The 23,216-nt window shown below is 72.6% G+C and carries 20 protein-coding genes; 8 read left to right on the top strand and 12 right to left on the bottom strand.

The genetic code is table 11. From position 1 onward, the window contains the following. Positions 1-10: 10 nt before the first annotated feature. From AC2EAQ_RS16445 to xdhA, 6 genes are all read right to left on the bottom strand, one after another. Entirely contained in the window at positions 11-823 is an 813-nt protein-coding gene (locus AC2EAQ_RS16445; RefSeq protein WP_484645438.1) for a hypothetical protein, read from the bottom strand. A 53-nt stretch (positions 824-876) separates the two neighbouring features. Next, the gene (locus AC2EAQ_RS16440) at positions 877-1,551 is read right to left on the bottom strand and encodes a hypothetical protein (protein WP_484645433.1); all 675 of its coding nucleotides are present in this window, start codon (positions 1,549-1,551) and stop codon (positions 877-879) included. 234 nt (positions 1,552-1,785) lie between these two features. Next, positions 1,786-3,579 carry an ATP-binding response regulator gene (locus AC2EAQ_RS16435; protein WP_484645431.1) on the bottom strand — a complete coding sequence of 598 codons (1,794 nt, stop codon included), beginning with the start codon at positions 3,577-3,579 and terminating at the stop codon, positions 1,786-1,788. Between the two features lie 130 nt (positions 3,580-3,709). After that, positions 3,710-4,489, bottom strand: a complete 780-nt coding sequence (locus tag AC2EAQ_RS16430; protein WP_484645481.1) for a carbon-nitrogen hydrolase family protein — start codon at positions 4,487-4,489, stop codon at positions 3,710-3,712. Then, positions 4,489-6,774 carry a xanthine dehydrogenase molybdopterin binding subunit gene (gene xdhB / locus AC2EAQ_RS16425; RefSeq protein WP_484645429.1) on the bottom strand — a complete coding sequence of 762 codons (2,286 nt, stop codon included), beginning with the start codon at positions 6,772-6,774 and terminating at the stop codon, positions 4,489-4,491. The genes AC2EAQ_RS16430 and xdhB overlap by 1 nt, the downstream gene beginning before the upstream one ends. Further along, a complete protein-coding gene (gene xdhA / locus AC2EAQ_RS16420; RefSeq protein WP_484645428.1) occupies positions 6,771-8,303 on the bottom strand; it encodes a xanthine dehydrogenase small subunit in 1,533 nt (510 codons plus the stop codon). Before xdhA ends, xdhB begins: the two co-directional genes overlap by 4 nt. 70 nt (positions 8,304-8,373) lie before the next feature. Here xdhA and AC2EAQ_RS16415 point away from each other — a divergent pair, with 70 nt between their 5' ends. The 5 genes from AC2EAQ_RS16415 to AC2EAQ_RS16395 are packed head-to-tail and all read left to right on the top strand — an operon-like array spanning position 8,374 to position 14,236. Beyond that, positions 8,374-9,366: a LysR family transcriptional regulator gene (locus AC2EAQ_RS16415; RefSeq protein ID WP_484645427.1), complete on the top strand. Its 993-nt coding sequence runs from the start codon at positions 8,374-8,376 to the stop codon at positions 9,364-9,366. Continuing rightward, positions 9,363-10,691, top strand: a complete 1,329-nt coding sequence (gene guaD / locus AC2EAQ_RS16410) for a guanine deaminase (protein ID WP_484645425.1) — start codon at positions 9,363-9,365, stop codon at positions 10,689-10,691. Before AC2EAQ_RS16415 ends, guaD begins: the two co-directional genes overlap by 4 nt. Next, positions 10,688-12,241: an ABC transporter ATP-binding protein gene (locus tag AC2EAQ_RS16405; protein WP_484645424.1), complete on the top strand. Its 1,554-nt coding sequence runs from the start codon at positions 10,688-10,690 to the stop codon at positions 12,239-12,241. The genes guaD and AC2EAQ_RS16405 overlap by 4 nt, the downstream gene beginning before the upstream one ends. Beyond that, entirely contained in the window at positions 12,228-13,319 is a 1,092-nt protein-coding gene (locus AC2EAQ_RS16400; RefSeq protein WP_484645423.1) for an ABC transporter permease, read from the top strand. Before AC2EAQ_RS16405 ends, AC2EAQ_RS16400 begins: the two co-directional genes overlap by 14 nt. After that, on the top strand, positions 13,316-14,236 hold the full coding sequence (locus AC2EAQ_RS16395) for an ABC transporter permease (RefSeq protein ID WP_484645422.1): 921 nt from the start codon (positions 13,316-13,318) through the stop codon (positions 14,234-14,236). Before AC2EAQ_RS16400 ends, AC2EAQ_RS16395 begins: the two co-directional genes overlap by 4 nt. Before the next feature lie 12 nt (positions 14,237-14,248). Here the strand turns inward: AC2EAQ_RS16395 and AC2EAQ_RS16390 are convergent, their stop codons facing one another. Together AC2EAQ_RS16390 and AC2EAQ_RS16385 are read right to left on the bottom strand one after the other, a co-directional pair. Continuing rightward, entirely contained in the window at positions 14,249-15,355 is a 1,107-nt protein-coding gene (locus tag AC2EAQ_RS16390) for an SGNH/GDSL hydrolase family protein (protein WP_484645421.1), read from the bottom strand. 58 nt (positions 15,356-15,413) lie between these two features. Further along, positions 15,414-15,569: a hypothetical protein gene (locus AC2EAQ_RS16385; RefSeq protein ID WP_484645420.1), complete on the bottom strand. Its 156-nt coding sequence runs from the start codon at positions 15,567-15,569 to the stop codon at positions 15,414-15,416. Between the two features lie 254 nt (positions 15,570-15,823). Between AC2EAQ_RS16385 and AC2EAQ_RS16380 the strand changes: the two genes are divergently transcribed. Beyond that, positions 15,824-17,533 (top strand): cation:proton antiporter domain-containing protein, encoded by a 1,710-nt coding sequence (locus tag AC2EAQ_RS16380; protein WP_484645419.1) that lies wholly within the window; start codon positions 15,824-15,826, stop codon positions 17,531-17,533. On the opposite strand, the gene AC2EAQ_RS16375 is transcribed toward AC2EAQ_RS16380, so the two are convergent. Genes AC2EAQ_RS16375 through AC2EAQ_RS16360 form a run of 4 tightly spaced genes read right to left on the bottom strand, consistent with a single transcriptional unit; the run spans position 17,530 to position 20,746 of the window. Beyond that, positions 17,530-18,039, bottom strand: coding sequence for a 2,4'-dihydroxyacetophenone dioxygenase family protein (locus tag AC2EAQ_RS16375; RefSeq protein ID WP_484645418.1), 510 nt, complete (start codon positions 18,037-18,039; stop codon positions 17,530-17,532). The two genes, AC2EAQ_RS16380 and AC2EAQ_RS16375, sit on opposite strands and share 4 nt — an antisense overlap. A gap of 18 nt (positions 18,040-18,057) precedes the next feature. Then, positions 18,058-18,786, bottom strand: coding sequence for an SDR family NAD(P)-dependent oxidoreductase (locus tag AC2EAQ_RS16370; RefSeq protein ID WP_484645417.1), 729 nt, complete (start codon positions 18,784-18,786; stop codon positions 18,058-18,060). Positions 18,787-18,809: 23 nt separating this feature from the next. Then, complete coding sequence (locus AC2EAQ_RS16365; RefSeq protein WP_484645416.1) at positions 18,810-20,087, bottom strand: sensor histidine kinase; 1,278 nt, start codon at positions 20,085-20,087, stop codon at positions 18,810-18,812. Continuing rightward, entirely contained in the window at positions 20,084-20,746 is a 663-nt protein-coding gene (locus AC2EAQ_RS16360) for a response regulator transcription factor (protein ID WP_484645415.1), read from the bottom strand. The genes AC2EAQ_RS16365 and AC2EAQ_RS16360 overlap by 4 nt, the downstream gene beginning before the upstream one ends. Before the next feature lie 79 nt (positions 20,747-20,825). Between AC2EAQ_RS16360 and AC2EAQ_RS16355 the strand changes: the two genes are divergently transcribed. Together AC2EAQ_RS16355 and AC2EAQ_RS16350 are read left to right on the top strand one after the other, a co-directional pair. Further along, positions 20,826-22,496, top strand: coding sequence for a phosphoethanolamine transferase (locus AC2EAQ_RS16355; RefSeq protein WP_484645414.1), 1,671 nt, complete (start codon positions 20,826-20,828; stop codon positions 22,494-22,496). Beyond that, positions 22,493-23,212: a phosphatase PAP2 family protein gene (locus AC2EAQ_RS16350; protein WP_484645413.1), complete on the top strand. Its 720-nt coding sequence runs from the start codon at positions 22,493-22,495 to the stop codon at positions 23,210-23,212. The genes AC2EAQ_RS16355 and AC2EAQ_RS16350 overlap by 4 nt, the downstream gene beginning before the upstream one ends. The last annotated feature ends 4 nt before the right edge of the window (positions 23,213-23,216 follow it).

Here is a 23,216-nt window from a genome sequence, read left to right as displayed (position 1 = left end):
GCGCGGGCCGTCACGGCCGCGCCTGCAGGGCGTAGGGATCGGGGCATGACGGCGCGCCTTCGGTGCGCGGCACCGGCACGGACATCAGCCAGTTGCGCAGCGTGCGGATCACCACGCGAGCGCAGCCCCGGGCCACAGCCTGGCCCCGCTCCATCTTCTCGCCGCCAGCGAACGAGTACCGGTGCGTGCGCGGCGGTTCGTCGACGAGCGCGAGCCCGTCACGCTCCAGCAGCGCAACGTCCAGGCTGTGCGCCAGCAGGGACTCGACCTGGCGCCGCAGTGCCGGACCCGGGTCGTCCACCCCTGCCAGCGTTGTCCCCTGGGTGTCGAGCATGGGTGACACGACCCGAACCAACTGGGTGGTTCCCTCCTCCTTCAGACGACCGGCCGGATAGAGGCTGACCAGACCGTCGAGCACGATGTGGCCTTGGTCCTGAGTGACAAAAAAGGTTGGATCGACTTCCACCACGAGCCCGGTCGTCACGTCCGCCGCGCTTGGCACCACCTGAACGGCCGAACGCGGCCGCGACTTCGCCACGGCGCCTTGCAGTACCTCCAGCGGCTGCAGTCCCGCCAGGTGCGGGCGCAGGGGATCGAGGGCCTTGTCGGCCACCTCCTGCCGCGCGCTTCTCTCCGCGGCCTGCCCGCCCTTGACCAGCGCCATGTGGGTGAGGACGGCCACCAGCAGACCCGCGGCGTTGGGCGCCGGATAGAGCAGACCGGCGCCCAGGTTGCCGGCCGATTCTCCGGCGGGTATGCCCTGCCACTTGAAGCCATTGCCTCCGGTGGGCACCACGCTCACCTGGGCGGCCGCTGCCTGCATGCAGCACAGCCACACTGCAATGCAGGCGGCGGTCCGCAGGGCGCCGTGCGGCCTCACGGGGCGATGGCCTTCCTGACGCGATCCCTGGTCATCTCGACGGTCTGGAAGTAGGCGTTCGTCATGCCGGGGAACTTTGGGGGCTCGTCCCATGCACCCTCGGCCAGCGCCGACAAGTCGAGGACCTCGTACCAGTCGTACTTGTGGTCGGCCAGGTTGACGATGAAGGCCTCGCCCTTGACCACCGCTCTCGGCGCGCCGGTGGGCACGTACGACGCGTAGTTGCGCCAGGCACCGAGGGCGACCACGTTGACCACGAGCAGGCGGTCCACGTCGAGGCGGGCCTTGAGCGCGGAGAAGTCCTTGCGGGCGAATCCGGCCTCAGGCTTGCGATCCGGCAGTTCGGACAGCTTGATCGGTGTGGGGGCCATGACGACCTTCTGCTGCCGCGCCCGCAGCAGGGCGGCCAGTTCGTCCGGAAGCGCCTTGAGGTCGTCGACCGGCCAGGCCTTCACCACCGTCGTCAGTGAACTGTTGGCCAAGGAGGCCACCCCAAGACACAACAGGCAGTCGGCCCCGGGAAACGCAGTGTCCGGGGCAGGCAACTCGGCCATCACGACGCCGATGCGGTCGGTCCGTCCCGTGTAGAAGTCCTTGCCCAGCGGCACGGGCGCCTGCGGCGGCGTGGCGCAGCCCCCCAACGCAACGGCCAGCACCACCGTGGATACCACCGATCTCCAACCCATGCTCCCTCCTGATCGTTGTCGAAAGGCCCGGATTTTCTTGGCCGGCGGCGGCGGACTGATGATCGCTAACGATTAGCCCGGCGGGATACCCTGGGGCTTGACCTGCGTCGGGGATGATGGTTGAGCGGGTACTTCCGGCCCGCCGACCCGTTGCACTCCAGGCTCACGGCGCACGCCTGCGGCCTGGACGTCAAGCCGCGGGTGGCGACGAAGCGGTAGCTACGCCAGCGCCAGCGCTTCGGGAGCTGGCACCCGGCCGGCCAGCATCTGCACCGTGCGCCGCAGCTTGTTCGGGCGCACCGGTTTGTACAGCACCACGATGCGCGTCTGTGCGTCGTCGTCCGGCACGCCGAAGCCGATGTCGCCGGTGACCAGCAGGGCCGGCACGTCGCGATGTCCGAGGCCCTGTCGGATGCGGCGCACCAGGTCCAGGCCGTTGTGCTCGGCGCCCAGGTGCAGGTCGCTGATGACGAGGTCGAAGCGCTCCCGCGCACCCGCCGCGAGCGCGGCGTCGAACGAGTCGAAGCCGCGCACCACCAGGCCCATCTCGCCGAGCAGGCGCTCCATCTCCTGCAGGATGACGGCGTGGTTGTCGACCAGCAGCACGCGCACGCCGGCCACGCTGGCCATTGGCGCCTCGGCCGCCGGCACGGCCACGGCCTCGCTGCGCACGTGCGGCATGGACAGCACGATGCGCGTGCCGCCACCGGGCTTGGACTCGATGCCCAGGTTGCAGCCCATCAGCTGGCACAGGCCCCGCACGACGCCCAGGCCGAGGCCGAGCCCGCCGAGGGAGTCGTCCGACCGCCGGATGTAGGGGCCGCCCGCGGCGTCGATCACGTCGGCGGGAATGCCCGGGCCGGTGTCCGTGACCGCGACGCTGGCCTGGCCGCCGGCGATCTCAACGCGGCACTCGATGCCGCCGCTGTGGGTGAACTTGACGGCGTTGTCGAGCACGTTGTGCAGCACGCGCCGCAGCAGGGCCGGGTCCGTGCGCACGAGATGGCGGCTCGCAGCCGCGGCCGGTGCGCGCAGGTACAGGCCCTTGCGCGCGGCCACCTCGCGCACCGACGACAGCGTCTCGGCCACCAGGGTGCCGATCTCCACGTCGGCCAGCGTCACCGGCTGCTTGCCCAGCTCGATGCGCGAGTAGTCCATCAGCTTGTTGAGCAGCTCCTGCAGGTAGTCGGCCGTGGAGCGGATGGTGCTGAAGCGGTGCCGGGCGGCCTGCGAGTCGGCGTCCGACCCCAGGCGGTCCGCCAGCAGCGACAGTGCATGCACCGGCTGGCGCAGGTCGTGACTGGCGGTGGCCAGCAGCAGCGTCTTCGAGCGGATCGACTCGGCCAGCTGCGCGTTGCTGGCCAGAAGCCGCTTGCGCAGCAGCTCGCGCCGGCACACGTCGCGCAGATTGGCGCGGATGGCGCGCACGTTGCGCTGGATGATCAGCTCCTGTGCGCACAGGCCGAGAAGGCAGCACACCAGGATGCCGCGCTGCAGGCTGGCGCCCAGGTCCACCAGCACGGTGGCGCCGACACCCGCGCCCACCGCCAGCACGCACATCAGCCTCAGCCCGTGGGCCGGTGCCGGCAGCAGCGAACACACCACACCCAGCACCGTGATCATCACGCACAGGAACAGCAGCACCAGCGGCTCCGACAGCCGCGGCAGGGTCAGCAGGGCCACCGTGCCCCACAGCGCCCCCTGCAGCGCCAGATGGCGCCCGAGCTGGCGCCGCCACCCGCGCACCTGCCCCCGAGTGAAACCGCCCGGCACCGCGCGGCGCAGCCGCGTGGCCAGCAGATAACGGTCCAGCGCGTAGGCCGCGCCGAGCAGCAGCAGCAGCGCGACGAGGCCAGGTGCCACCTCGCCCACGCCGACCATCACCCCCGCCGTCAGCGCCACCCACGGCGGCAGCGCCAGCCGCAACGCCGAGCCTTGCAGGAAGTGGCGCACCTCCTCCTGGAACAGCAGGCTCCGCACGTCGGCGGTACGCGTGAGCAATGGAAGATTCATCGGCGCCCCCTCCGGCAGGTGCCGGTTTCGCGGCCGATCTTTGGCGCGCCAAGGGGAACACTTCTGCCGCAGGAACCAAACGCCGACTAGCTGGAACAGAACAGCTGTTGGCTGGAACGTAGAGACGCCTCTACATCGGGAACCAGTCGAAACGGCGCTCGCCGAGCCGAAACACGCCGACGCCGGACTGCCGCATCGGCAGCCGCAACAGCACCTCGCCCTGCGGGCTGGCCACCACGCTGCCGCCGGCATCGACACCTTCCTCCGGCCGATTGAGCGCATTGGGCCAATTGGTGTGGACGACGAAGGCGCCCGTGGCGAGCGCCAGACGCTGGATGTCGCGGACGTACTGCGGTGGGTCCGTGCGGGGCTTGTCGGGGTCCTGGCGCAGCGCGCCGGGCACGAAGATCAGGTCCACGGCGCCCGGCGGCAGGTCGGCCAGGACCGGTTCATGGTCCTCCACCTCGCGACAGATCACCGCCGAGCACCGCAAGCCCTGCAGCACGCCCACCGGACGACCGGTGCCCCGGGCGAAGAAGGTCGCCTCGGGGTCGGTGAGCCCGCGCTTGGACACCACCGCCGCCTCGCGGCCGGCTTCGTCGATCAGCAGATGCGAGTCGTAGCGGGCACCGTCCGCACCGAAGGTGGGCGCTCCGACGGCAATGCCCATCGCGAGGTCGGTCGCGCGCTGCCGCAGGCGCCGCACCACGGGCTCCACGACCTCGGGCCGCGCCTCGCGCCCGATCTGGCGATGAAAGCCGGTGACCGCCAGCTCGGAGAAGCCGCACAGCCGGGCGCCCTGCCCGTGCGCCAGCCCGAGCGCCTGCTCGATGGCCCGGGCGTTGTCGTCCGTGGTCCAGTGCATCGCGATCTGCGCGATGGCCACGCGGGGCAGGCCCGGCGCCGTCATCACGACCGGCGCACGCTCTCCACCGCGTCCAGCACCGCCTCCGGCGTGGCCGGCGCGCGCAGCTTCGGGTCCACCCGGTGCCCTCCCACCGACGACACCGCGTCGCGGATCGCCAGCAGCGCCGAGAACGGCAGCAGCAGCGGCGGCTCGCCCACGGCCTTGCTGCGGTGGATGGTGTCGGCCGGGTTCGGCGCGTCGAACAGCGCAGTGTGGAAGCGCGCCGACGGGATGTCGTTGGCGGTGGGGATCTTGTAGGTGCTGGGCGCGTGCGTGAGCAGCGCGCCGGTCTTCGGGTGCCACACCAGCTCTTCCATCGCGAGCCAGCCGTAGCCCTGGATGTAGGCGCCCTCGACCTGGCCGATGTCCAGCGCCGGGTTCAGGCTCGTGCCCACGTCGTGCAGGATGTCGGCCGCCAGCAGGCGGTGCTCGCCGGTCAGCGTGTCCACGACTACCTCGCTGACCGCCGCACCGTAGGCGAAGTAGAAGAAGGGCTTGCCGGTCATCGTGGCGCGGTCCCAGCTCAGGCCGGGCGTGGCGTAGAAGCCGTCGCTCCACAGCTGCACGCGTGCGGTGTAGGCGGCGGCCACGAGCTGGTCGAACGGCGCCTCGGCCAGCCCCGCCGTGGCGGCGAAGGCGTCCAGCCGCGCGCGGATCCTGCGCGCCGCGTCCTGCGCCGCCTTGCCGTTGAGGTCGGCCCCGGTGGATGCAGCGGTGGCGCTGGTGTTGGCGACCTTGGCCGTGTCGGTGGCGGTGCAGCGCACGCGCTGCAGCGGGATGCGCAGCTCGTGCGCCACCACCTGCGCCACCTTGGTGTTGACGCCCTGGCCCATCTCGGTGCCGCCGTGGTTCACCAGCACCGAGCCGTCGGTGTAAACGTGCACCAGCGCACCGGCCTGGTTGAAGTGGTTCACGTTGAACGAGATGCCGAACTTGACCGGCGTGAACGCGATGCCGCGCTTGAGCACCGGGCTGGCCGCGTTCCAGGCCGCGATCTCGGCGCGCCGCTCGCGGTAGCGGCTGGTGCGCACCAGCTGCTCGGTCAGCGGCTCGAGGATGTTGTCTTCCACCCGCTGCTGGTAGGGCGTCACATCGCGCTGGCCCACTCCGTAGTAGTTGGCACGCCGCACGTCGAGAGGGTCCAGGCCCAGCCTGCGCGCGATGCTGTCGAGGATGAACTCGATGGCGATCGCGCCCTGCGGCCCGCCGAAGCCGCGGAAGGCGGTGTTGCTCTGCGTGTTGGTGCGCGCGCAGTAGCCGTGCATCGACACCGCGGGCAGCCAGTAGGCGTTGTCGAAGTGGCACATCGCCCGCGTCATCACCGGCGGGCTCAGGTCGGCCGAGAAGCCGGCGTTGGCGATCAGGTCGATCCGTGCGCCGAGCACGCGGCCGGCGTCGTCGTAGCCGACGTCGAAGTCGAACTCGAAGCCGTGGCGCCGGCCGGTGACCATGAAGTCGTCGTCGCGGTCCAGGCGCAGCTTGACCGGGCGGCGCAGGCGCGCGGCCAGCACCGAGGCCACGCAGGCCGGCAGCGCGCTCTGCGATTCCTTGCCGCCGAAGCCGCCGCCCATGCGCCGGCACTGCACCTGCACCTGGTTGGCGTCGCGGCCGAGCGCATGCGCCACCAGGTGCTGCATCTCGGTCGGGTGCTGGGTGGAACAGTGCAGCAGCAGCGTGTCGTCTTCCAGCGGCACGGCGTAGCTGATCTGCCCTTCCAGGTAGAACTGCTCCTGCCCGCCCACGCTCAGGCTGTCGCGCAGCCGGTGCGGCGCGGCGGCCAGCGCCGCCGCCGCGTCGCCGCGCGCCAGGTGCATCGGCGGCACCACGTAGCGTTGCGCGGCATGCGCCTCGCGCGCGGTCAGCAGCGCAGGCAGCGGCTCGATGGTCAGGAACTCCTTCGCGCGCGCGGCCACGCGGCGCGCCACGCGACGGTCCTCGGCCACCACGGCGAACACCGGCTGGCCCAGGTAGTGCAGCGTGCCGTGCGCCAGGATCGGGTCGTCGCCCTTGACGATCGGCGCGCAGTCGTTGGTGCCGGGGATGTCGTCGGCCGTCAGCACCGCCACCACGCCGGGCTCGGCGCGCAGGCGCGCCACGTCCACGGCCACGAGCCGCCCGTGTGCCACCGGCGACAGGCCGAGCGCGCAGTGCAGCGTGCCCTGCAGTTCGCGGATGTCGTCGGTGTAGGTGGCCTCGCCGGCCACGTGCAGGTGCGCGGACTCGTGGGCACGGTCCACGCCCACCTGGGGCGCGGCCGCGGCGGCCAGGGTGTCGTCGCGCCGGTTCATGCGGTGGGCCTCGCGAACACGTTCACCTGCGCGGCGGCCAGCGGCGCGTCGGTGCGGGTCTCGAGCCAGAAGCGCCGCAGCAGGTTGGCGGCCGCGCGGCGGCGGTAGTCGGCGCTGGCGCGCAGGTCGCTGATCGGCGCGAAGTCCAGCGCCAGCGCGGCCGCGGCGGCTTCGGCCGTGGCCTCGTTCCAGGGCTGGCCACGCACCGCCGCCTCGGCCGACGCGGCCCGCTTCACCACGGCGGCCATGCCGCCGAAGGCAAAGCGCGCATCGCGCACCGTGGTGCCGTCGAGCGCGATCGCCAGGCCCGCCGCCAGGCCCGAGATGTCGCTGTCGTAGCGCTTGCTCAGCTTGTAGGCGCGCAGCCGGGTGTGCGCCGGTGGTGGCACCTCGACAGCGCGCACGAACTCGCCGGGTTGCAGCGCGTTCTTCATGTAGTCCAGGTAGAAGGCGTCCAGGCGCACGCGGCGCTCGGTGGCACCGCGGCGCAGCACCAGGGTCGCGTCCAGCGCCATCAGCACCGGGGCGCCGTCGCCGATGGGCGAGCCGTTGGCGAGGTTGCCGCCCAGCGTGCCGGCGTGGCGCACCGGCGGCGACGCGAAGCGGCGCCACATCTCGTCCAGCTCGGGGTGGCGCGCGGCCAGCGCCGCCCAGGCGTCTTCCAGCGACGCGGCCGCACCGATGACCAGCGTGCCGTCGGCGGCCGTCTCCACGCGCCGCATCGCAGCCACGCCGGCGGTGGCCAGCAGCACCGGCAGGGCCTTGTGCTGCTTGTTGACCCACAGGCCGATGTCGGTGGCGCCGCCCAGCAGCCGCGCATCGGGCCAGGCCTCGCGCAGCGCGGCGAGCTGGTCCACGGTATGCGGCACGAAGGCGCGCGCGCCCTGTGCGTCGGTGAAGGCCAGCGGCGGGTCGGCCGCCAACGTGGCCAGTGCGGCGGCCACCGGCGCCGTTTCCAGCTTGCAGGCCGGCAGCTCGAACATGCGCTCGGCCGCGTCGAGGATGGGGCGATAGCCGGTGCAGCGGCACAGGTTGCCGGCCAGGTCGTCGGCCAGCTGCTGCCTCGAGGGCACGGCGCCGCGCGCGGTGTCGCGCTCGTACACCTGCACCATCGACATCACGAAGCCCGGGGTGCAGAAGCCGCACTGCGAGCCATGGCTGTCCACCAGCGCCTGCTGCGCCGGGTGCGGCGCGCCGCCGCAGGCGGGCTTGAGGTCTTCCACCGTGAGCAGCGCCTTGCCGTCGAGCATCGGCAGGAACTGGATGCAGGCATTGACGTTGCGCCAGGCCACGCCGTCGCCGCGACGCTCGCCCACCAGCACGGTGCAGGCGCCGCAGTCGCCCTCGGCGCAGCCTTCCTTGGTGCCGGTGCAGCGCACGTCCTCGCGCAGCCAGTCGAGCACGGTGCGCGTGGTGTCGGCAGCATCGACCTCGACGATGCGCCCGCGGTGGACGAAGCGCACCGGGCGCTCGACGCAGCCAGCGAGCCGGGGGTCGGGGGACGGGGTGTCGGTCGGGCCCTGGGACATACCCGAACCATACGCCCGGACGCTGTCGTCGGCATACGATGCCCCTGATGCCAGATATGCGGGGGAGCGTATGTCCGAGCGGGCGCCATTCAGCAAGATCGACCTCCATCTCGTGAAGGTCCTGCACACCGTGGTCACCGAAGGCAGCGTCTCGCGCGCCGCGCTCAAGCTTGCCAGCAGCCAGCCGGCCGTCAGCGCCCAGCTCAAGCGGCTGCGCGCGCTGACGGGCGACCCCTTGCTGGTGCGCTCGGGCACCGGCATGGCGCCCACCAGCACCGCGCTGGCGCTGGTGGAACCGGCGGCCAACCTGCTGCGCGAGGCCGCCGTGCTGTTCGGCCAACGCCGCGGCGGCCGCCCGTTCGACCCGGCGACCAGCGAGCACACCTTCACCATCGCCGCCAGCGACTACCTCGACCCGCTGTTCCTGCCCGAGCTGGTGGCGCGCATCGGCCAGCAGGCCCCCGGCGTGCGGGTCGACCTGCATGCGCTGTCGTCCGACTTCGACTACCGCCGCAGCCTGGCCCGCGGCGAAGTGGACCTCGTGGTCGGCAACTGGCTCGAACCGCCGGGCGAACTGCACCTGGGCCGCCTGTTCACCGACGAGATCGTCTGCCTGGTGGGCGAGGACCACCCCGCCGTGCGCAACCCGCGCGGCTGGACCGAAGCGCGCTACCTCGCCGCCGAGCACGTGGCGCCGAGCTTCTTTGCGCCCGGCGTGCGCGGCGTGATCGACGAGCACCTGGCCGGCCTGGGCCATGCACGCCGCATCGCGGTGCGCAGCCCCCACTTCGGGCTGATCCCGCTGATGCTGGCCCGCACGCATCTGGTGCTGACCACCGGACGCCTGTTCTGCAACCGCTATGTCGACGCGCTGCCGGTGCGCATCGTGCGCTGCCCGATCGCCTTCCCGCCGCTCACCTACTACCAGCTCTGGCACGACGTGACCCACGCCAGTGCCGCGGCACGGTGGCTGCGCGACCAGGTGCGCGACGTGGCACGCTCGCTCGCGTCGCAGGCCCTGCCCGCACGCGCGGCGCGCCGCACCGGGGGGGCCGCGACGTGACAGCCACGACCGGCTTGCGCCCGTTCGCGCTGCGCGCCGACCTGCTCGACTTCGCGGCCGACCCCGGCTGGAGCGCGGCCGACGACGCCCCCGGCGTGCGCTTCCGGCCCGACCACTGGCTGCTGGTGGACGCCCAGGGCCGCGTCGCCGGCGTGCAGGCCGACGCGCCCGACGCGTCGTGGCAACGCATCGACTGCAGCGGCCGGCTGCTGACGCCCGGCTTCGTCGACACGCATGTGCACCTGCCGCAGCTCGAGGTCATCGCCAGCTACGGCACCGAGCTGCTGGACTGGCTCAACACCTACACCTTCCCCGCCGAGCGGCGCTGGGCCGACCCGGCGGTGTGCGCGGCCGGCGCGGCCACCTTCCTCAACGCGCTGCTGGCCCATGGCACCACGTCGGCGGTGGTGTTCCCGACCGTGCATGCGGGCTCGGCCGACGCCCTGTTCGCCGCTGCGCAGCAGCGCGGCATGCGCGTCATCGCCGGCCAGTGCCTGATGGACCGCCATGCGCCGCCCGACCTGACGGTGGCGGTGGATGCGAGCGAACGCGACAGCGAGGCGCTGATTGCCCGCTGGCACGGCCGCGGCCGGCTCGCCTATGCCGCCACCGTGCGCTTCGCGCCCACGTCCACCGATGCCCAGCTGGCGATGACCGGCCGCCTGCTCGCGCGCCATCCGGGCCTGTACCTGCAGACCCACGTGGCCGAGAACCGCGCCGAACTGGACTGGGTGGCGCAGCTGTTTCCCAGCGCACGCAGCTACCTCGACGTGTATGCGCAGCACGGCCTCGTGGGCGTGCGCTCGGTGCTGGCGCACGGCATCTGGCTCGACGCCGCCGACCGGGCGCTGCTGGCGCGCGAGCGCGCGCAGATCGCCCACAGCCCGAGCAGCAACCTCTTCCTCGGCTCGGGCCTGATGCCCTGGCGCACGCTGGAAGACGCCGGCGTGCCCGTCACGCTGGCCAGCGACGTGGGCGGCGGCACCAGCCTGTCGATGCTGCGCACGATGGCCGACGCCTACAAGGTGCAGGCGATGCAGCACCAGCGCCTGCCGGCCTGGAAGGCCCTGCACACCGCCACCCGCGGCGCGGCGCAGGCGCTGGGGCTGGCGCACGAGATCGGCTCCTTCGACACCGGCTGCGTGGCCGACCTGGCGCTGTGGCGCTGGGCCGCCGGACCGGTGGCCGCGGTGCGCGACGCCGCGGCCCGGAGCTTGCATGAACGCGTGTTCGCCTGGATGACCCTGGCCGACGAACGCAACCTGGTGGCCACCTGGGTGGCCGGCACCGAACGACACCGCACCACGACGGAGACCGCCGCATGAATGCGCCCCCGAGACTCGAGCTCCAGCACATCAGCAAGCAGTACCCCGCCGTGAAGGCCAACGACGACGTGAGCCTGACGGTGCAGCCGGGCGAGATCCACGCCATCCTCGGCGAGAACGGCGCCGGCAAGAGCACGCTGATGAAGATCGTGTTCGGGGCCGTGCAGCCCGACAGCGGCACGATCGCCATCGACGGGCAGCCGGTGACGATCCGCAACCCGCACGAGGCCAAGGCGCACGGCATCGCGATGGTGTTCCAGCATTTCAGCCTGTTCGACACCCTCACCGCGGCGGAAAACGTCTGGCTCGGCCTGGACAGCGGCGAGTCGCTGGCGCAGGTCACCGAACGCATCGTGGCCAAGGCCGGCGAGTACGGCCTGCCGGTGGACCCGACGCGCCCGGTGCACAGCCTGTCGGTGGGCGAGCGCCAGCGCGTGGAGATCGTCCGCGCGCTGCTGGCCAACCCGAAGATCCTCATCCTGGACGAACCCACCTCGGTGCTCACGCCGCAGGCGGTGCAGACGCTGTTCCTCACGCTGCGCCAGTTGGCCGCCGAGGGCTGCTCCATCCTCTACATCAGCCACAAGCTCGACGAGATCCGCGAGCTGTGCCACGCCTGCACCGTGATGCGCGGCGGCCGCGTCACCGGCGTGGTGGACCCGCGGCAGGAGAGCAACGCGTCGCTGTCGCGCCTGATGATCGGTGCCGAGCCGCCGCAGCTGGTGCACCGCGAGGCCACCGTCGGCGACGTGGCGCTGGAAGTGCGCCACCTCAGCCTGCCGCCGGACAGCGCCTACGGCGTGCCGCTGCAGGACATCTGCCTGCAGCTGCGCGCCGGCGAGGTGCTCGGCGTGGCCGGCGTGTCGGGCAACGGCCAACAGGAACTGCTGGCCGCGCTGTCGGGCGAGGACCGCCGCGCGGCGGCCGGCACGCTGTCGCTGTTCGGCACCGACATCGCGCGCGCCAGCCCGCACCGGCGCCGCGTGCAGGGCCTGTACTTCGTGCCCGAGGAACGCCTGGGCCGCGGCGCGGTGCCGATGGCTTCGCTGGCGTCCAACACCCTGCTCACGCGGCGCGAGACCGTCGGCCGGCTGGGGTGGATCGACGTCGGCGCCACGCGCACGCTGGCGGCGCGCCTGATCGAGCGCTTCAAGGTCAAGGCTGGCGGCCCCGACGCGCACGCCAAGAGCCTGTCCGGCGGCAACCTGCAGAAGTTCATCGTCGGGCGCGAGATCGACGCGAAGCCGCGCGTGCTGGTGGTGGCGCAGCCCACCTGGGGCGTGGACGTGGGCGCGGCAGCGCAGATCCGCGGCGAGCTGCTTGCGCTGCGCGACGCCGGCTGCGCCGTGCTGGTGGTCAGCGAGGAACTGGACGAGCTGTTCGAGCTGTCCGACCGGCTGGTGGTGATCGCGCGCGGCCGCCTGTCGCCGTCGATCGCCACGCGCGACGCCACCGTGGAACAGATCGGCCAGTGGATGGCCGGGCTGTTCGACCCACCCTCGGGCGCTGCTGCCGACACCCCCAAGGAGGCCGACCATGCTGCGGCTTGAGACCCGTCCGGCGCCGTCGCGCGCCTTCGTGCTGGCCTCGCCGCTGATCGCGCTGGCGGTCACCGTGCTGGTGGGCGTGGCGCTTTTCGTGCTGCTCGGCAAGGACCCGCTGATGGGCCTGCGCATGTTCTTCTGGGAGCCGATCAAGAGCGGCTACGCCTGGAGCGAGATCGGCATCAAGGCCACGCCGCTGATCCTGATCGCGCTCGGCCTGTCGCTGTGCTTCCGCGCCAACGTGTGGAACATCGGCGCCGAGGGCCAGTACATCCTCGGCGCGGTGTTCGCCGGCGGCATCGCGATGCACGCCACGCCCGACTCGCCGCGTGCGATCGTGGTGGCGATCCTCGCGGCCGGCATCGTCGGCGGCATGCTGTGGGCGGCCATCACCGCCTTGCTGCGCGACCGCTTCAACGCCAACGAGATTCTCGTCAGCCTGATGCTGGTGTACGTGGCCGAGATGGTGCTGTCGTATCTGGTGTACGGCCCCTGGAAGGACCCGGCGGGCTACAACTTCCCGCAGACCGTGACCTTCGCCAAGCCGACGCAGGTGCCGCGGCTGTTCGACGGGCTGCGCGTCAACCTCGGCCTGGTGATCGCGCTGCTGGCCGTGGTCGGCATGTCGGTGTTCCTGTTCCGCCTGTTCCGCGGCTTCCAGGCCCTGGTGGGCGGGCAGGCCGGGGCCGCGGCGCGCTACGCCGGCTTCTCGTCGCGCACCGCGCTGTGGACCGCGCTGCTGGCGTCCGGCGGCCTGGCCGGGCTGGCCGGCGCGCTCGAAGCCACCGGGCCGCTGGGCCAGCTCACGCCCTACGTGCCGGTGGGCTACGGCTTCGCGGCCATCATCGTCGCCTTCGTCGGCCGGCTCAATCCGCTGGGCATCGTGTTCTCGGCGGTGCTGATGAGCATGTTCTACATCGGCGGCGAGCTGGCGCAGTCGCGCATGCAGCTGCCCAAGTCCATCACCGGCGTGTTCCAGGGCCTGCTGCTGTTCTCGCTGCTGGCGTCGGACACGCTGATCCACTACCGCGTGCGCTGGAAGCGCGCCGCAGCGGCCACCAAGGCCACGGGAGCCACGGCATGAACGAGATCGCCCTGCTCATCGCCGCCACGCTGAACGCGGGCACCGTGCTGGCCATCGCCGCGCTCGGCCTGCTCGTCAACGAGCGCGCCGGCGTTGTCAACCTGGGCGCCGAGGGCATGATGCTCGTGGCCGCCGTGGTCGGCTATGCCGCCGCGGTGCACACCGGCAGCGACCTCGCGGCCTTCGGCGCCGGCGCGCTGGCCGGCGCGCTGCTGGCCGCGGTGTTCGGCCTGCTCGTCATCTGGCTCAACACCAACCAGTACGCCACCGGCCTGGCGCTCAGCCTGTTCGGCGTGGGCTTCTCGGCCTTCATCGGCCAGCCCTACACGCGCGAGCGCCTGTCCGAGCGCGCGCAGTTCGACATCCCGGTGCTGTCGGAGATCCCCTTCTTCGGGCCGGCGCTGTTCAAGCAGCACCCGATGGTGTGGGTGGCCATCGCGCTCACGGTGTTCCTGATGTGGTGGCTGCAGCGCAGCCGCAGCGGCCTGGTGCTGCGTGCCATCGGCGAGTCGCCGGAATCGGCGCATGCGCTGGGCTACCCGGTGCGGCTGATCCGGCTGGGCGCGGTGGTGGCCGGTGGCGCGCTGTGCGGCGTGGCGGGTGCCTACCTGTCCACCGTGTACACGCCGCTGTGGGTGGAAGGCATGGTGGCCGGGCGCGGCTGGATCGCGCTGGCGCTGACCACCTTCGCCACGTGGCGCCCGGTGCGCGTGCTGCTCGGCGCCTACCTGTTCGGCGGCGTGACGATGCTGCAGTTCCACCTGCAGGGCCAGGGCGTGCAGGTGCCGAGCCAGTTCCTCGTGATGCTGCCCTACCTCGCCACCATCGTCGTGCTGGTGCTGATCTCGAGCAACGCGGCATGGATCCGCGCCAACATGCCCGCGTCGCTGGGCAAGCCGTTCGCGCCGGGGGGTTAGGCCGTAGCCGCGTCAGCGCGCCGACGCCGTGGGCGGCGGCGCCAGCGCGGCGAACTCGGGTTCGCCGCGGGCCGACAGGCTGCGCGCCATGGCCGAAGCGGCGACGCGATGGCCCTGCGCCGACCAATGGGCGTTGGGCAGGTAGTGGTCGCGCCAGTTCGGACCGGCCATCTCCTGCACCATGTTCAGGCAGTCGATGCCCAGGTCGCGGCACGAAGCCATCACCTCGGCCTCCGCCCAGCGGTGTTCGGGCGCACCGCCGTGCACGTGGCCGATGAACACCACCAGCAGCCGAGCGCCGGACTCGGTCACCGAGCGCTGCAGCCGCTGCAGCAGGTAGCGGTGGGTGCGGGCCAGGGCGCGCAGGGACTCCTCGTCCACATGTCCCAGCCGATGGCTCAGGCGGTCCCAGGCCAGGCCGGCCAGCTGGGCCAGTCGCAGACGCGACGCCGAGGCCGCCTGGGCTTCGAGAGCCCGGCGCAGCGACTCCTGCGGGTCCAGCAGCTCGAACCGGCCGGACACCGGTTCATGCACGAACCGCGGCTTCGGGCCCTCGCGCACGGCCAGCCCATTGCGGAAGAAATCGTCGACGTAATAGGTGAGCACCACCGCCTTCGGGGCGAGGCGGCGTCCATGCAGCTCCCACATCAGCACCGCCTGGTCCGTGCCATAGCCGTTGACGCCGGCATTGACGACTTCCACGCCGGGGTTCGCCTCCAGCAGGGCCTCGAAGGTCTCGTCGTCGCGCACCCCCAGCCCGTAGGCGAACGAATCGCCGATGGCGAGGATGCGCAGCGCCACGTCTGTCTCGCGCCGGCCGGTGTCCCGGAAGCCCTGCGGGCCGTGGTGCACGCCAGGCGCGGCATAGGCCGGCTTCATGCGCCAGCCCAGTTGCGGGTCGGCCACCAGGTCGTCGGCCGCCAGCCCTGCACCGGGATGCAATTGCATCCGCCTCAGCCAGAACGCGTCCTGACTCGGCGGCGCGAAGGCGCCGTCAGGCACCAGCAGACGCAGGCCGCCTTCGGCCAGCGCCAGGGCGACCAGCAGGCCCACAGCGATCGCGACGCCGCGACCGGCCCACTCGGCACTCCTCGACCGTTGCGGCGTCTCGACCGGCATCCGTCGTCTCCTCTCGCGGCCGGCGCGGGTACCTGCCCGCGCCATGCCGTCATCGAACTCAGCGCACGCCCAGCTTGAGGATCAGCCTCAGGTACTCGAGTTGGGCGTTCAGCTCGCGCAGCTGATCGTTCAGCGCCTGCAGCTGACGCGCCCGCTCCTGCAGCGACACCGGCTTGTCCAAGGGCGCGCCGGGCATCGGGGTGTCTGGGGTCATCGGCTTCTCCCTGTGTCCATGGCCCATGGTCGCGCCGCGGTCAAGGACTGGACAATCCCGCAGGCGAATGCGGACATCCCCTGATTCCGGGGTGTCCGGAGAAAATCGGCCGATGCCGACGCGTCCGCATGACCTTTCCCCGTGGGATCCCCGCCGCTGCGGCGTGACCGGGCCGCGCGTGCGGGCGGGCGGGCGGCTCCCGGGCCGGACGGCGCACCCGATGCAGGGCGCCAGCCCGTTGTAGGGCCGGATCGATGCACGCGCCGATGCCCCTGATCGTGACCCTGGCCGTGGCCCTCGGCCTGGCACTGGTCTTCGGCTTCATCGCCAGCCGGCTGCGGCTGCCGGCGCTGGTGGGCTACCTGCTCGCCGGGGTCCTGATCGGCCCGCACACGCCCGGCTTCGTCGCCGACGTGCCGCTGGCCACCCAGTTGGCCGAGATCGGCGTGATGCTGCTGATGTTCGGCGTCGGCCTGCACTTCTCCGTCGGTGACCTGCTGGCCGTGCGCAGGATCGCGGTCCCCGGCGCCGTGGTCCAGATGGCGGTGGCCACGGCGATGGGCGGCGGGTTGGCGCTGGCCTGGGGCTGGTCACCCGCGGGCGCGCTGGTCTTCGGCATCTCGCTGTCGGTGGCCAGCACGGTGGTGCTGCTGCGCGCGCTCGAATCCCGGGGCCTGCTCGAGTCCACGAACGGCCGGATCGCGGTGGGCTGGCTGGTGGTCGAGGACCTGGCGATGGTGCTGGTGCTCGTGCTCCTGCCGCCCCTCGTCGAGCTGGCCAGTGCGGGGGGTGGCCGACCGCAGGACCTGTGGGTCACGCTGATGCAGACGCTGCTGGCCGTCGGAGCCTTCGTCGCCCTGATGCTGATCGGGGGACGCAGGGTGCTGCCCTGGGTACTGTGGCAGATCTCCAAGACCGGCTCGCGCGAGCTGTTCACGCTCTGCGTGATGGCCGCCGCCGTGAGCATCGCCTACGGCGCGGCGGCGCTGTTCGGCGTGTCCGTGGCCCTGGGTGCGTTCTTCGCCGGCCTGGTGCTGCGCGAGAGCGAGTTCGCGCACCGGGCCGCCGAGGAGTCGCTGCCCTTCCGCGACGCCTTCGCGGTGCTGTTCTTCGTCTCGGTGGGCATGCTGTTCGACCCCCGCGTGCTGGTCGAGCGCCCGCTGCAGGTGCTGGCCGTGGCGGCCATCGTCATGATCGGCAAGTCGCTGGCCGCCGCGGCCCTGGTGCTGGCGCTGCGCTACCCGCTGAACACCGCGCTCACGGTGTCGGCCAGCCTGGCCCAGATCGGAGAGTTCTCGTTCATCCTCGCCGGCCTGGGTCTCAGCCTGGGCGTGCTGCCGGTCGAGGCCCAGAGCCTGATCGTCGCCGGAGCGCTGCTGTCCATCGCCCTCAACCCACTGCTGTTCTCGCTCGTCGAGCCGGCGCGCCAGTGGATCCTCGCCAAGTCGGCGATGACGCGGCGGTTCGAGGCGCGCGACGACCCGCTGGCCGAGCTGCCGACCAGCACCGACCGCAAGTACCTCGCGCGCCAGGTCGTGCTGGTGGGCTACGGCGCGGTCGGGCGCCAGGTGGCCGCGGCGATGACCGAGGCCGGCACCCCCTTCGTCGTCGTCGAGCAGAACCGCTCCCGCGTCGAGTCGCTGCGCGAGCACGGCGTTCCGGCGGTGTCGGGCGACGCGCGCGAGCCCGTGGTGCTGGTGCAGGCCCACATCGCGGAAGCCGGCATGCTGGTGGTGGCGGTGGCCGAGAGCACCGACATCCAGCCGATGATCGAGACCGCCCGCACGCTCAACCCCGGCATCCCGATCGTCGTGCGTGCACCGAATGCCGAAGAAGCCGCGCTGCTCGCGGGGGCCGGCGCGTCGAGCGTGGTGCATCCGAAGCAGGCGGTGGCCGACGCCCTCGTGCGCGAGGTCACGCAGCGCCTGGGCCGGCCGACGGGCGCCGCGACGGACCCGACCTAACGCACGAACTGGTCCACGTAGTCCGCGCCCAGGCCCACGGCCTGGTAGTGGCTGCGGCACATCGCGATCTTGGTGAACACGTCCTCGTAGCCGGTGGTGCGGCCGGCGTCGTCCACGTAGACCATCGCGCCGTGGATGTTGAAGAAGGTGATCATCTCGGTGGCGCCGCCGCCCACCGCCTCATCGACCACCAGGGTGTGGATTTCGCCCGGCGGCTCGTAGACGAACGCGCCCTCGCGCGCGACCCAGTCGTGCTCGAGATAGCGCCAGGCACCCTTGATCACGTAGCCGGTGACCCACGACGGATGGATGTGGCGCGACAGCACGCCGCCGCGTCGAACGCGCAGCAGGTTGCACCAGCTACCCGTCACCGTGTTGAGCAGCAGCGGCCGGAACCACACCTGCGGCGCCTGCGGCACCCAGACACGTTCGTCGTCGGGCAGCGCCTGCAGCGCCAGTTCGGGCTGGATGCCGGTCTGCTGGACGATCACCGGGGGATTGCTCATGGCAAGGCCTTCGCGGGTTCAGTTGACGAGATAGCCACCGTCCACCGGCAGCACCGCGCCGGTGACGAAGGCCGCGGCCGGGCTGGCCAGGAACAGCACCGGGCCGGCGACGTCCTCCGGGAGGCCCCAGCGGCCCATCGGCGTGCGGCCGACGATGGCCTGCGAGCGCACCGGGTCGTCCTGCAGCGGCTGCGTCAGCGGCGTGGCGATCCAGCCCGGCGCCACCGCGTTGACGCGGATGCGCTGCGGCGCCCAGGCGATGGCCAGGCTCTTGGTCAGCTGCGCCACGCCGCCCTTGCTGGCGCTGTAGCCGGGCACGAGCCCGCCGCCGAAGAAGCTCAGCATCGAGGCCGTGTTGACGATGCAGCCGCCGCCCGCGGCCGCGGCCAGCAGCGGCCGCGCCGCGGCGCACACGCGCATCGTGCCGGACAGGTTCACGTCCACCACCTCGTCGAACACGGCCGGGTCGAGCTCGGTGCCGCCGCGGCGGATGGTGCCGGCGCAGTTGACCAGCACGTCCAGCCGCCCCAGCCCGCCCACGAACGCGGCCACCGCGGTGGCGTCGCGCACGTCGAGCACCGCGGCGTCGAGGCCGGCCGCCCGCGCGGCGTCCACCTCGGCGCTGCTCAGGCCCGTGACGCGCACGGTGTCGCCGTTGTGCAGGAAGGCGCGGGCGATGGCTTCGCCCAGGCCGCTGGTGGCGCCGGTGACGAGCACGCGGCGTCCGGAGGTCGGTGCAGTGTTCATGCGCCGAGCGTAACGCGACGCCGCTAGCGCGCGCCCGGCGGCGCAGCGGCGGGGGCGCCGCCCCCCAGCGTCAGCAGCACCGAGAAGCCCTGCGCCACGTCGGGCAGCGCGACCGAGCCGCCGTGCGCACGGGCCACCAGGTCGGCCAGCATCAGGCCCAGGCCGGTGCCGCCGTCGTAGTCCTGCGCGGCGAGCGCGTCGCGCAGCGCCTGCCGGCGCTCGGGCGTGCAGCCGCGACCGTCGTCGTCCAGCCGCACCACCCCCGGCTGGGGCACGTCGACGCGCACGTGGCGCGCGCCGTAGCGCAGTGCGTTGTCGAGCAGGTTGGCCAGCGCGGCAGCCACCAGATCGGCGTCCACGTCGACGACCGCCGCGTCGGGCACCGTCACCTCCAGGCCTTCCACCGGCAGGTGGGCGATCAGCGCCTTGAGCTCGACCGGCGCCCGATGCACCTCGGCGCCGACGCGGAACAGGTCGAGCAGCGAGCGCACCACCCGCTGCAGCCGGCCCGAGGCGTCGCGCACGCGCTGCAGCCGCGGCTGCAGCTCCTGCGGGCTCTCTCGCAGCGCCACCGCGAGCTGGGCGTCCATGCCGGCCAGCGGCGTGCGCAGCGCGTGCGCCGCATGCGACGCGAAGGCGCGCTCGTGCGCCACGCGCCGCGCCAGGCGCTGGCCCAGGTCGTCGAGGGCCCGGTGCACCGGCGCCAGCTCGGCCCGCTCGGCGGGGCCGAGCGAGCCGGCCAGCGGGTCGTGCGTGGCCAGCCGGCCGCTCAGGGTGTCCAGCACCTGCAGTTCGCGCCGCACGCGCAGCCGCAGCCACACCTGCCCGATCAGGCCGATCGACAACGCCGCCAGCACCGCGCTCTGGATCACCTCGCCGCGCGCCTCGCGCCGCTCGGCCGCGGTGTGGGCCACGTAGACCATGCGGCCCTCGGTGCCGGTGGCCACGCCGAACACGCGCCAGCCGGCCACGCTGCTGAAGCCCGGCGTGTGCACGCGCTGGAAAGCCTTGTCCGGCGCGTTGGTCGAGCGGGCGAGCAGCCGGTCGCCGCCGTTGACCAGCTGCCATGCGTACTCGCCCTCCTCGCTGGCAGGCCAGGGGCTGGTGTCGATGGCCGTCAGGTCCACCCGGTCGAGGGCGCGCGACAGCACCACCGCGGACGCCTGCAGCGACTCGTCCAGCAACTCGTCCACCTCGTGCTGCGCCGCCAGGCCCACCGCCACCGCCACGCCCAGGCCCCAGGCCGCCACCCACAGCAGCAGCGCGTTGGCCAGGCGCGACCGGATCGACGGCAGCGTCACGGCGTGCCGCCCACGCGATAGCCCATGCCGCGCACGGTCTCGATCAGCTCGCGCCCGAGCTTGCGCCGCAGCGACGACACATGCACCTCCAGCGCATTGCTCGCCAGCTCGCTCTCGAAGCCGAGCACGATCTTCTCCAGGTCCGGCTTGGGCACGATGCGGCCGGCGCGCAGCACCAGCGCCTCCAGCACCGCCCACTCGCGCGCGGTCAGGTCGGCGCGCTGGCCGTCGACGAAGGCGGCGCGCGCCGCCAGGTCCACCGACACCGGCCCGAAGCCGGCGCGCGATTGCGCCGCGCCGGCCCCGTGGCGCCGGCTGACGGCGCGCAGCCGCGCGGCCAGCTCCTCCGGCGCGAAGGGCTTGACCAGATAGTCGTCGGCACCCGCGTCCAGGCCATGCACCCGGTCGGTCAGGCGGTCGCGGGCGGTGAGCACCAGGGCCGGCGTGCGGTCGCCGCGGGCGCGGCGCGCGCCCAGCCAATCCAGCCCGGAGCCATCGGGCAGCTGCCAGTCCACCAGCCAGGCGTCGTAGGGCTCGCCGCGCAGGGCCTCGGTATCGGCCAGCCGGGCGCACCAGTCGACGCGGTGGCCGTCGGAGCGCAGGAAGTCGCGCAGGCCCTCGCCGAGGGTGGGGTCGTCTTCGATCAGCAGCAGGCGCATGGCAGTGGCGCGAACGGTATCACTGCCGCACTGCCGCCGCTTCAGGCCCGCTTCAGCCGCCGCCCGCCCACTGCGTCCGATGTCGGACCGCCGCGCGCTCTTCCTGCCGTTTCCTCGCTACACGCTGAGCGTCGAGCAGCTGGTGCTGGCCGCCAGCCTGTTCTGGGCGGTGGCGCTGAACCGCCCCTTCTTCTCGGCCGCCCTGCGCGGCCAGAGCGGCTCGGACCCGACGTCCTGGTCGCTGGCCCTGGCGCTGGTGCTGGGCGTGGTGGCGCTGCATGCGCTGCTGCTGGGTCTGGTGGCGGCGCGCCGGCTGATCAAGCCGCTGCTGGCGCTGCTGACCCTGGTGGGCGCCTTCGCCATGCACTACATGGACATGTACGGCGTGGTGATCGACCCGTCGATGGTGCGCAACGCGCTCAACACCGACGTCGCCGAGACGCGCGAGCTGCTGAGCTGGAGCCTCGCGCTCGACCTGCTGTTGTACGGCGTGCTGCCGATCGCCCTGCTGCTGTCGGCGCAGATCGAGCCGCGGCCCTGGAGCCGCACCCTGCGCGCGCGCGCCCTGTTGCTGGCGGGCTCGCTGGCTGCACTGGTGGGCGCGCTGCTGTGGCAGTACCAGCCGCTGGCGTCGCTGATGCGCAACCACAAGGAGGTGCGCTACCTGGTCACGCCGGCCAACTCGGTGTGGTCGCTCGGCACCGTGGTGGCCGCCGATGCGCGCGGCGCGGCGCGCCCGCGCCAGCCGATGGGGCTGGACGCCGTGCCGGGGCCGCAGCGGGCCACCCAGACGCGGCCGCGCCTGGTGGTGCTGGTGGTCGGCGAGACCGCGCGCGCCGCCAACTGGGGCCTGTCCGGCTACATGCGGCAGACGACGCCGCAGCTGGCCACGCTGCCGGTGGTCAATTTCGCCGACGTCACCGCCTGCGGCACCAGCACCGAGGTGTCGCTGCCGTGCATGTTCGCGCCGGTCGGCCGCCGCAGCTACGACGAGGCCCGCATCCGCGGCAGCGAGTCGCTGCTGCACGTGGTGGCGCGTGCCGGCGTCGCCGTGCACTGGCGCGACAACCAGAGCGGCTGCAAGGGCGTGTGCGAGGGTCTGTCGCGCGACACGGTCAACGCGTCGCTGGCACCTGGCCTGTGCCAGGGCGACCGCTGCTGGGACGAAGGGCTGCTGCGCGGCCTGGACGAGCGGCTGGACGCGCTGGCGCAGGGCCGCTCGACCCAGCTGCTGGTGCTGCACATGCTGGGCAACCACGGGCCGTCGTACTACCGGCGCTATCCGGCGGCGTTCGAGCGCTTCCGACCCGTCTGCCAGAACGACGACCTGTCGCGCTGCACGCGCGAGGAGATCGTCAACGCCTACGACAACGCCCTGCTCTACACCGACCACGTGCTGGCCACGCTGGTGCGCACGCTCGACGCGTCGGCCGACAAGGTGGACTCGGCGATGCTGTTCGTGTCCGATCACGGCGAGTCGCTGGGCGAGAAGAACCTGTTCCTGCACGGCGTGCCCTACGCCATCGCGCCGCGCGAGCAGCTGCAGGTGCCGATGGTGATGTGGGTCAGCGCGGGGTTTGCCGGCAGCACGGGCGTCACGTCCGACTGCCTGCTGGCCAAGGCCCGCGCGCCGGTGCAGCACGACCATCTTTTCCACACCCTGCTGGGCCTGCTGGACACGCGCACCGCGCTGCACGAAGCCACGCTCGACCTGACCCACGGCTGCCGCCAGACCCGGACCGCACCATGAACCCGACCGTCCGACCCCTGCCGAAGGACCTGGCTCTGGTGCTGGCCCTGCTGGCGCTGCTGCTGTGCTGGGAGGCGTCGGGGCTCGACCTCGTGGTCGCCGGCTGGTACGGCACCGCGCAGGGCTTCCCGCTGCGCGAGGCCTGGCTCACGCGCGACCTGCTGCACGACGGCGGGCGCCAGCTCGCCGGTGTTGCGCTCGTGGTGTGCATCGTGGCCGCGTGGCGGGGCGGACGCCGCGGCCGCGCCCGCCGCCTGGCCTGGGTCGGTGTCGTGCTGGCCTGCCTGATCGCGGTGCCGGCGCTCAAACGCCTGAGCGGAACCAGCTGCCCCTGGGACCTGAGCCTGTTCGGCGGCAGCGTGGCCTACGTGCCCCACTGGCTGCTCACGGTGCTGGACGGTGGCCCGGGGCATTGCTTCCCCTCGGGTCACGCCGTGGCAGCGTTCGCCTTCCTGCCGCTGTACTTTCAGTGGCGCGGCCCGCATCCGCGCGCGGCCTGGCTGCTGCTGGCGACGGTGCTGTCGGCCGGCGCCGTGTTCGGCTGGGCCCAGCTCGCCCGTGGCGCGCACTTCCCGAGCCACACGCTCTGGTCGGCGTGGATCTGCTGGGCCATCGGCGCCGCCGCGGCGCGCTGGATGGACGGCGAGCAGCCGCCTGTTGCCGACCGGAACGCCGGCGCGTCGACCTGGGCCGAGTCGGTGAGCGCCGGCGCCTGAGCCT

This window comes from Aquabacterium sp. T101 (assembly GCF_057219775.1).
This window is presented reverse-complemented; position numbering and strand designations above follow the sequence as displayed.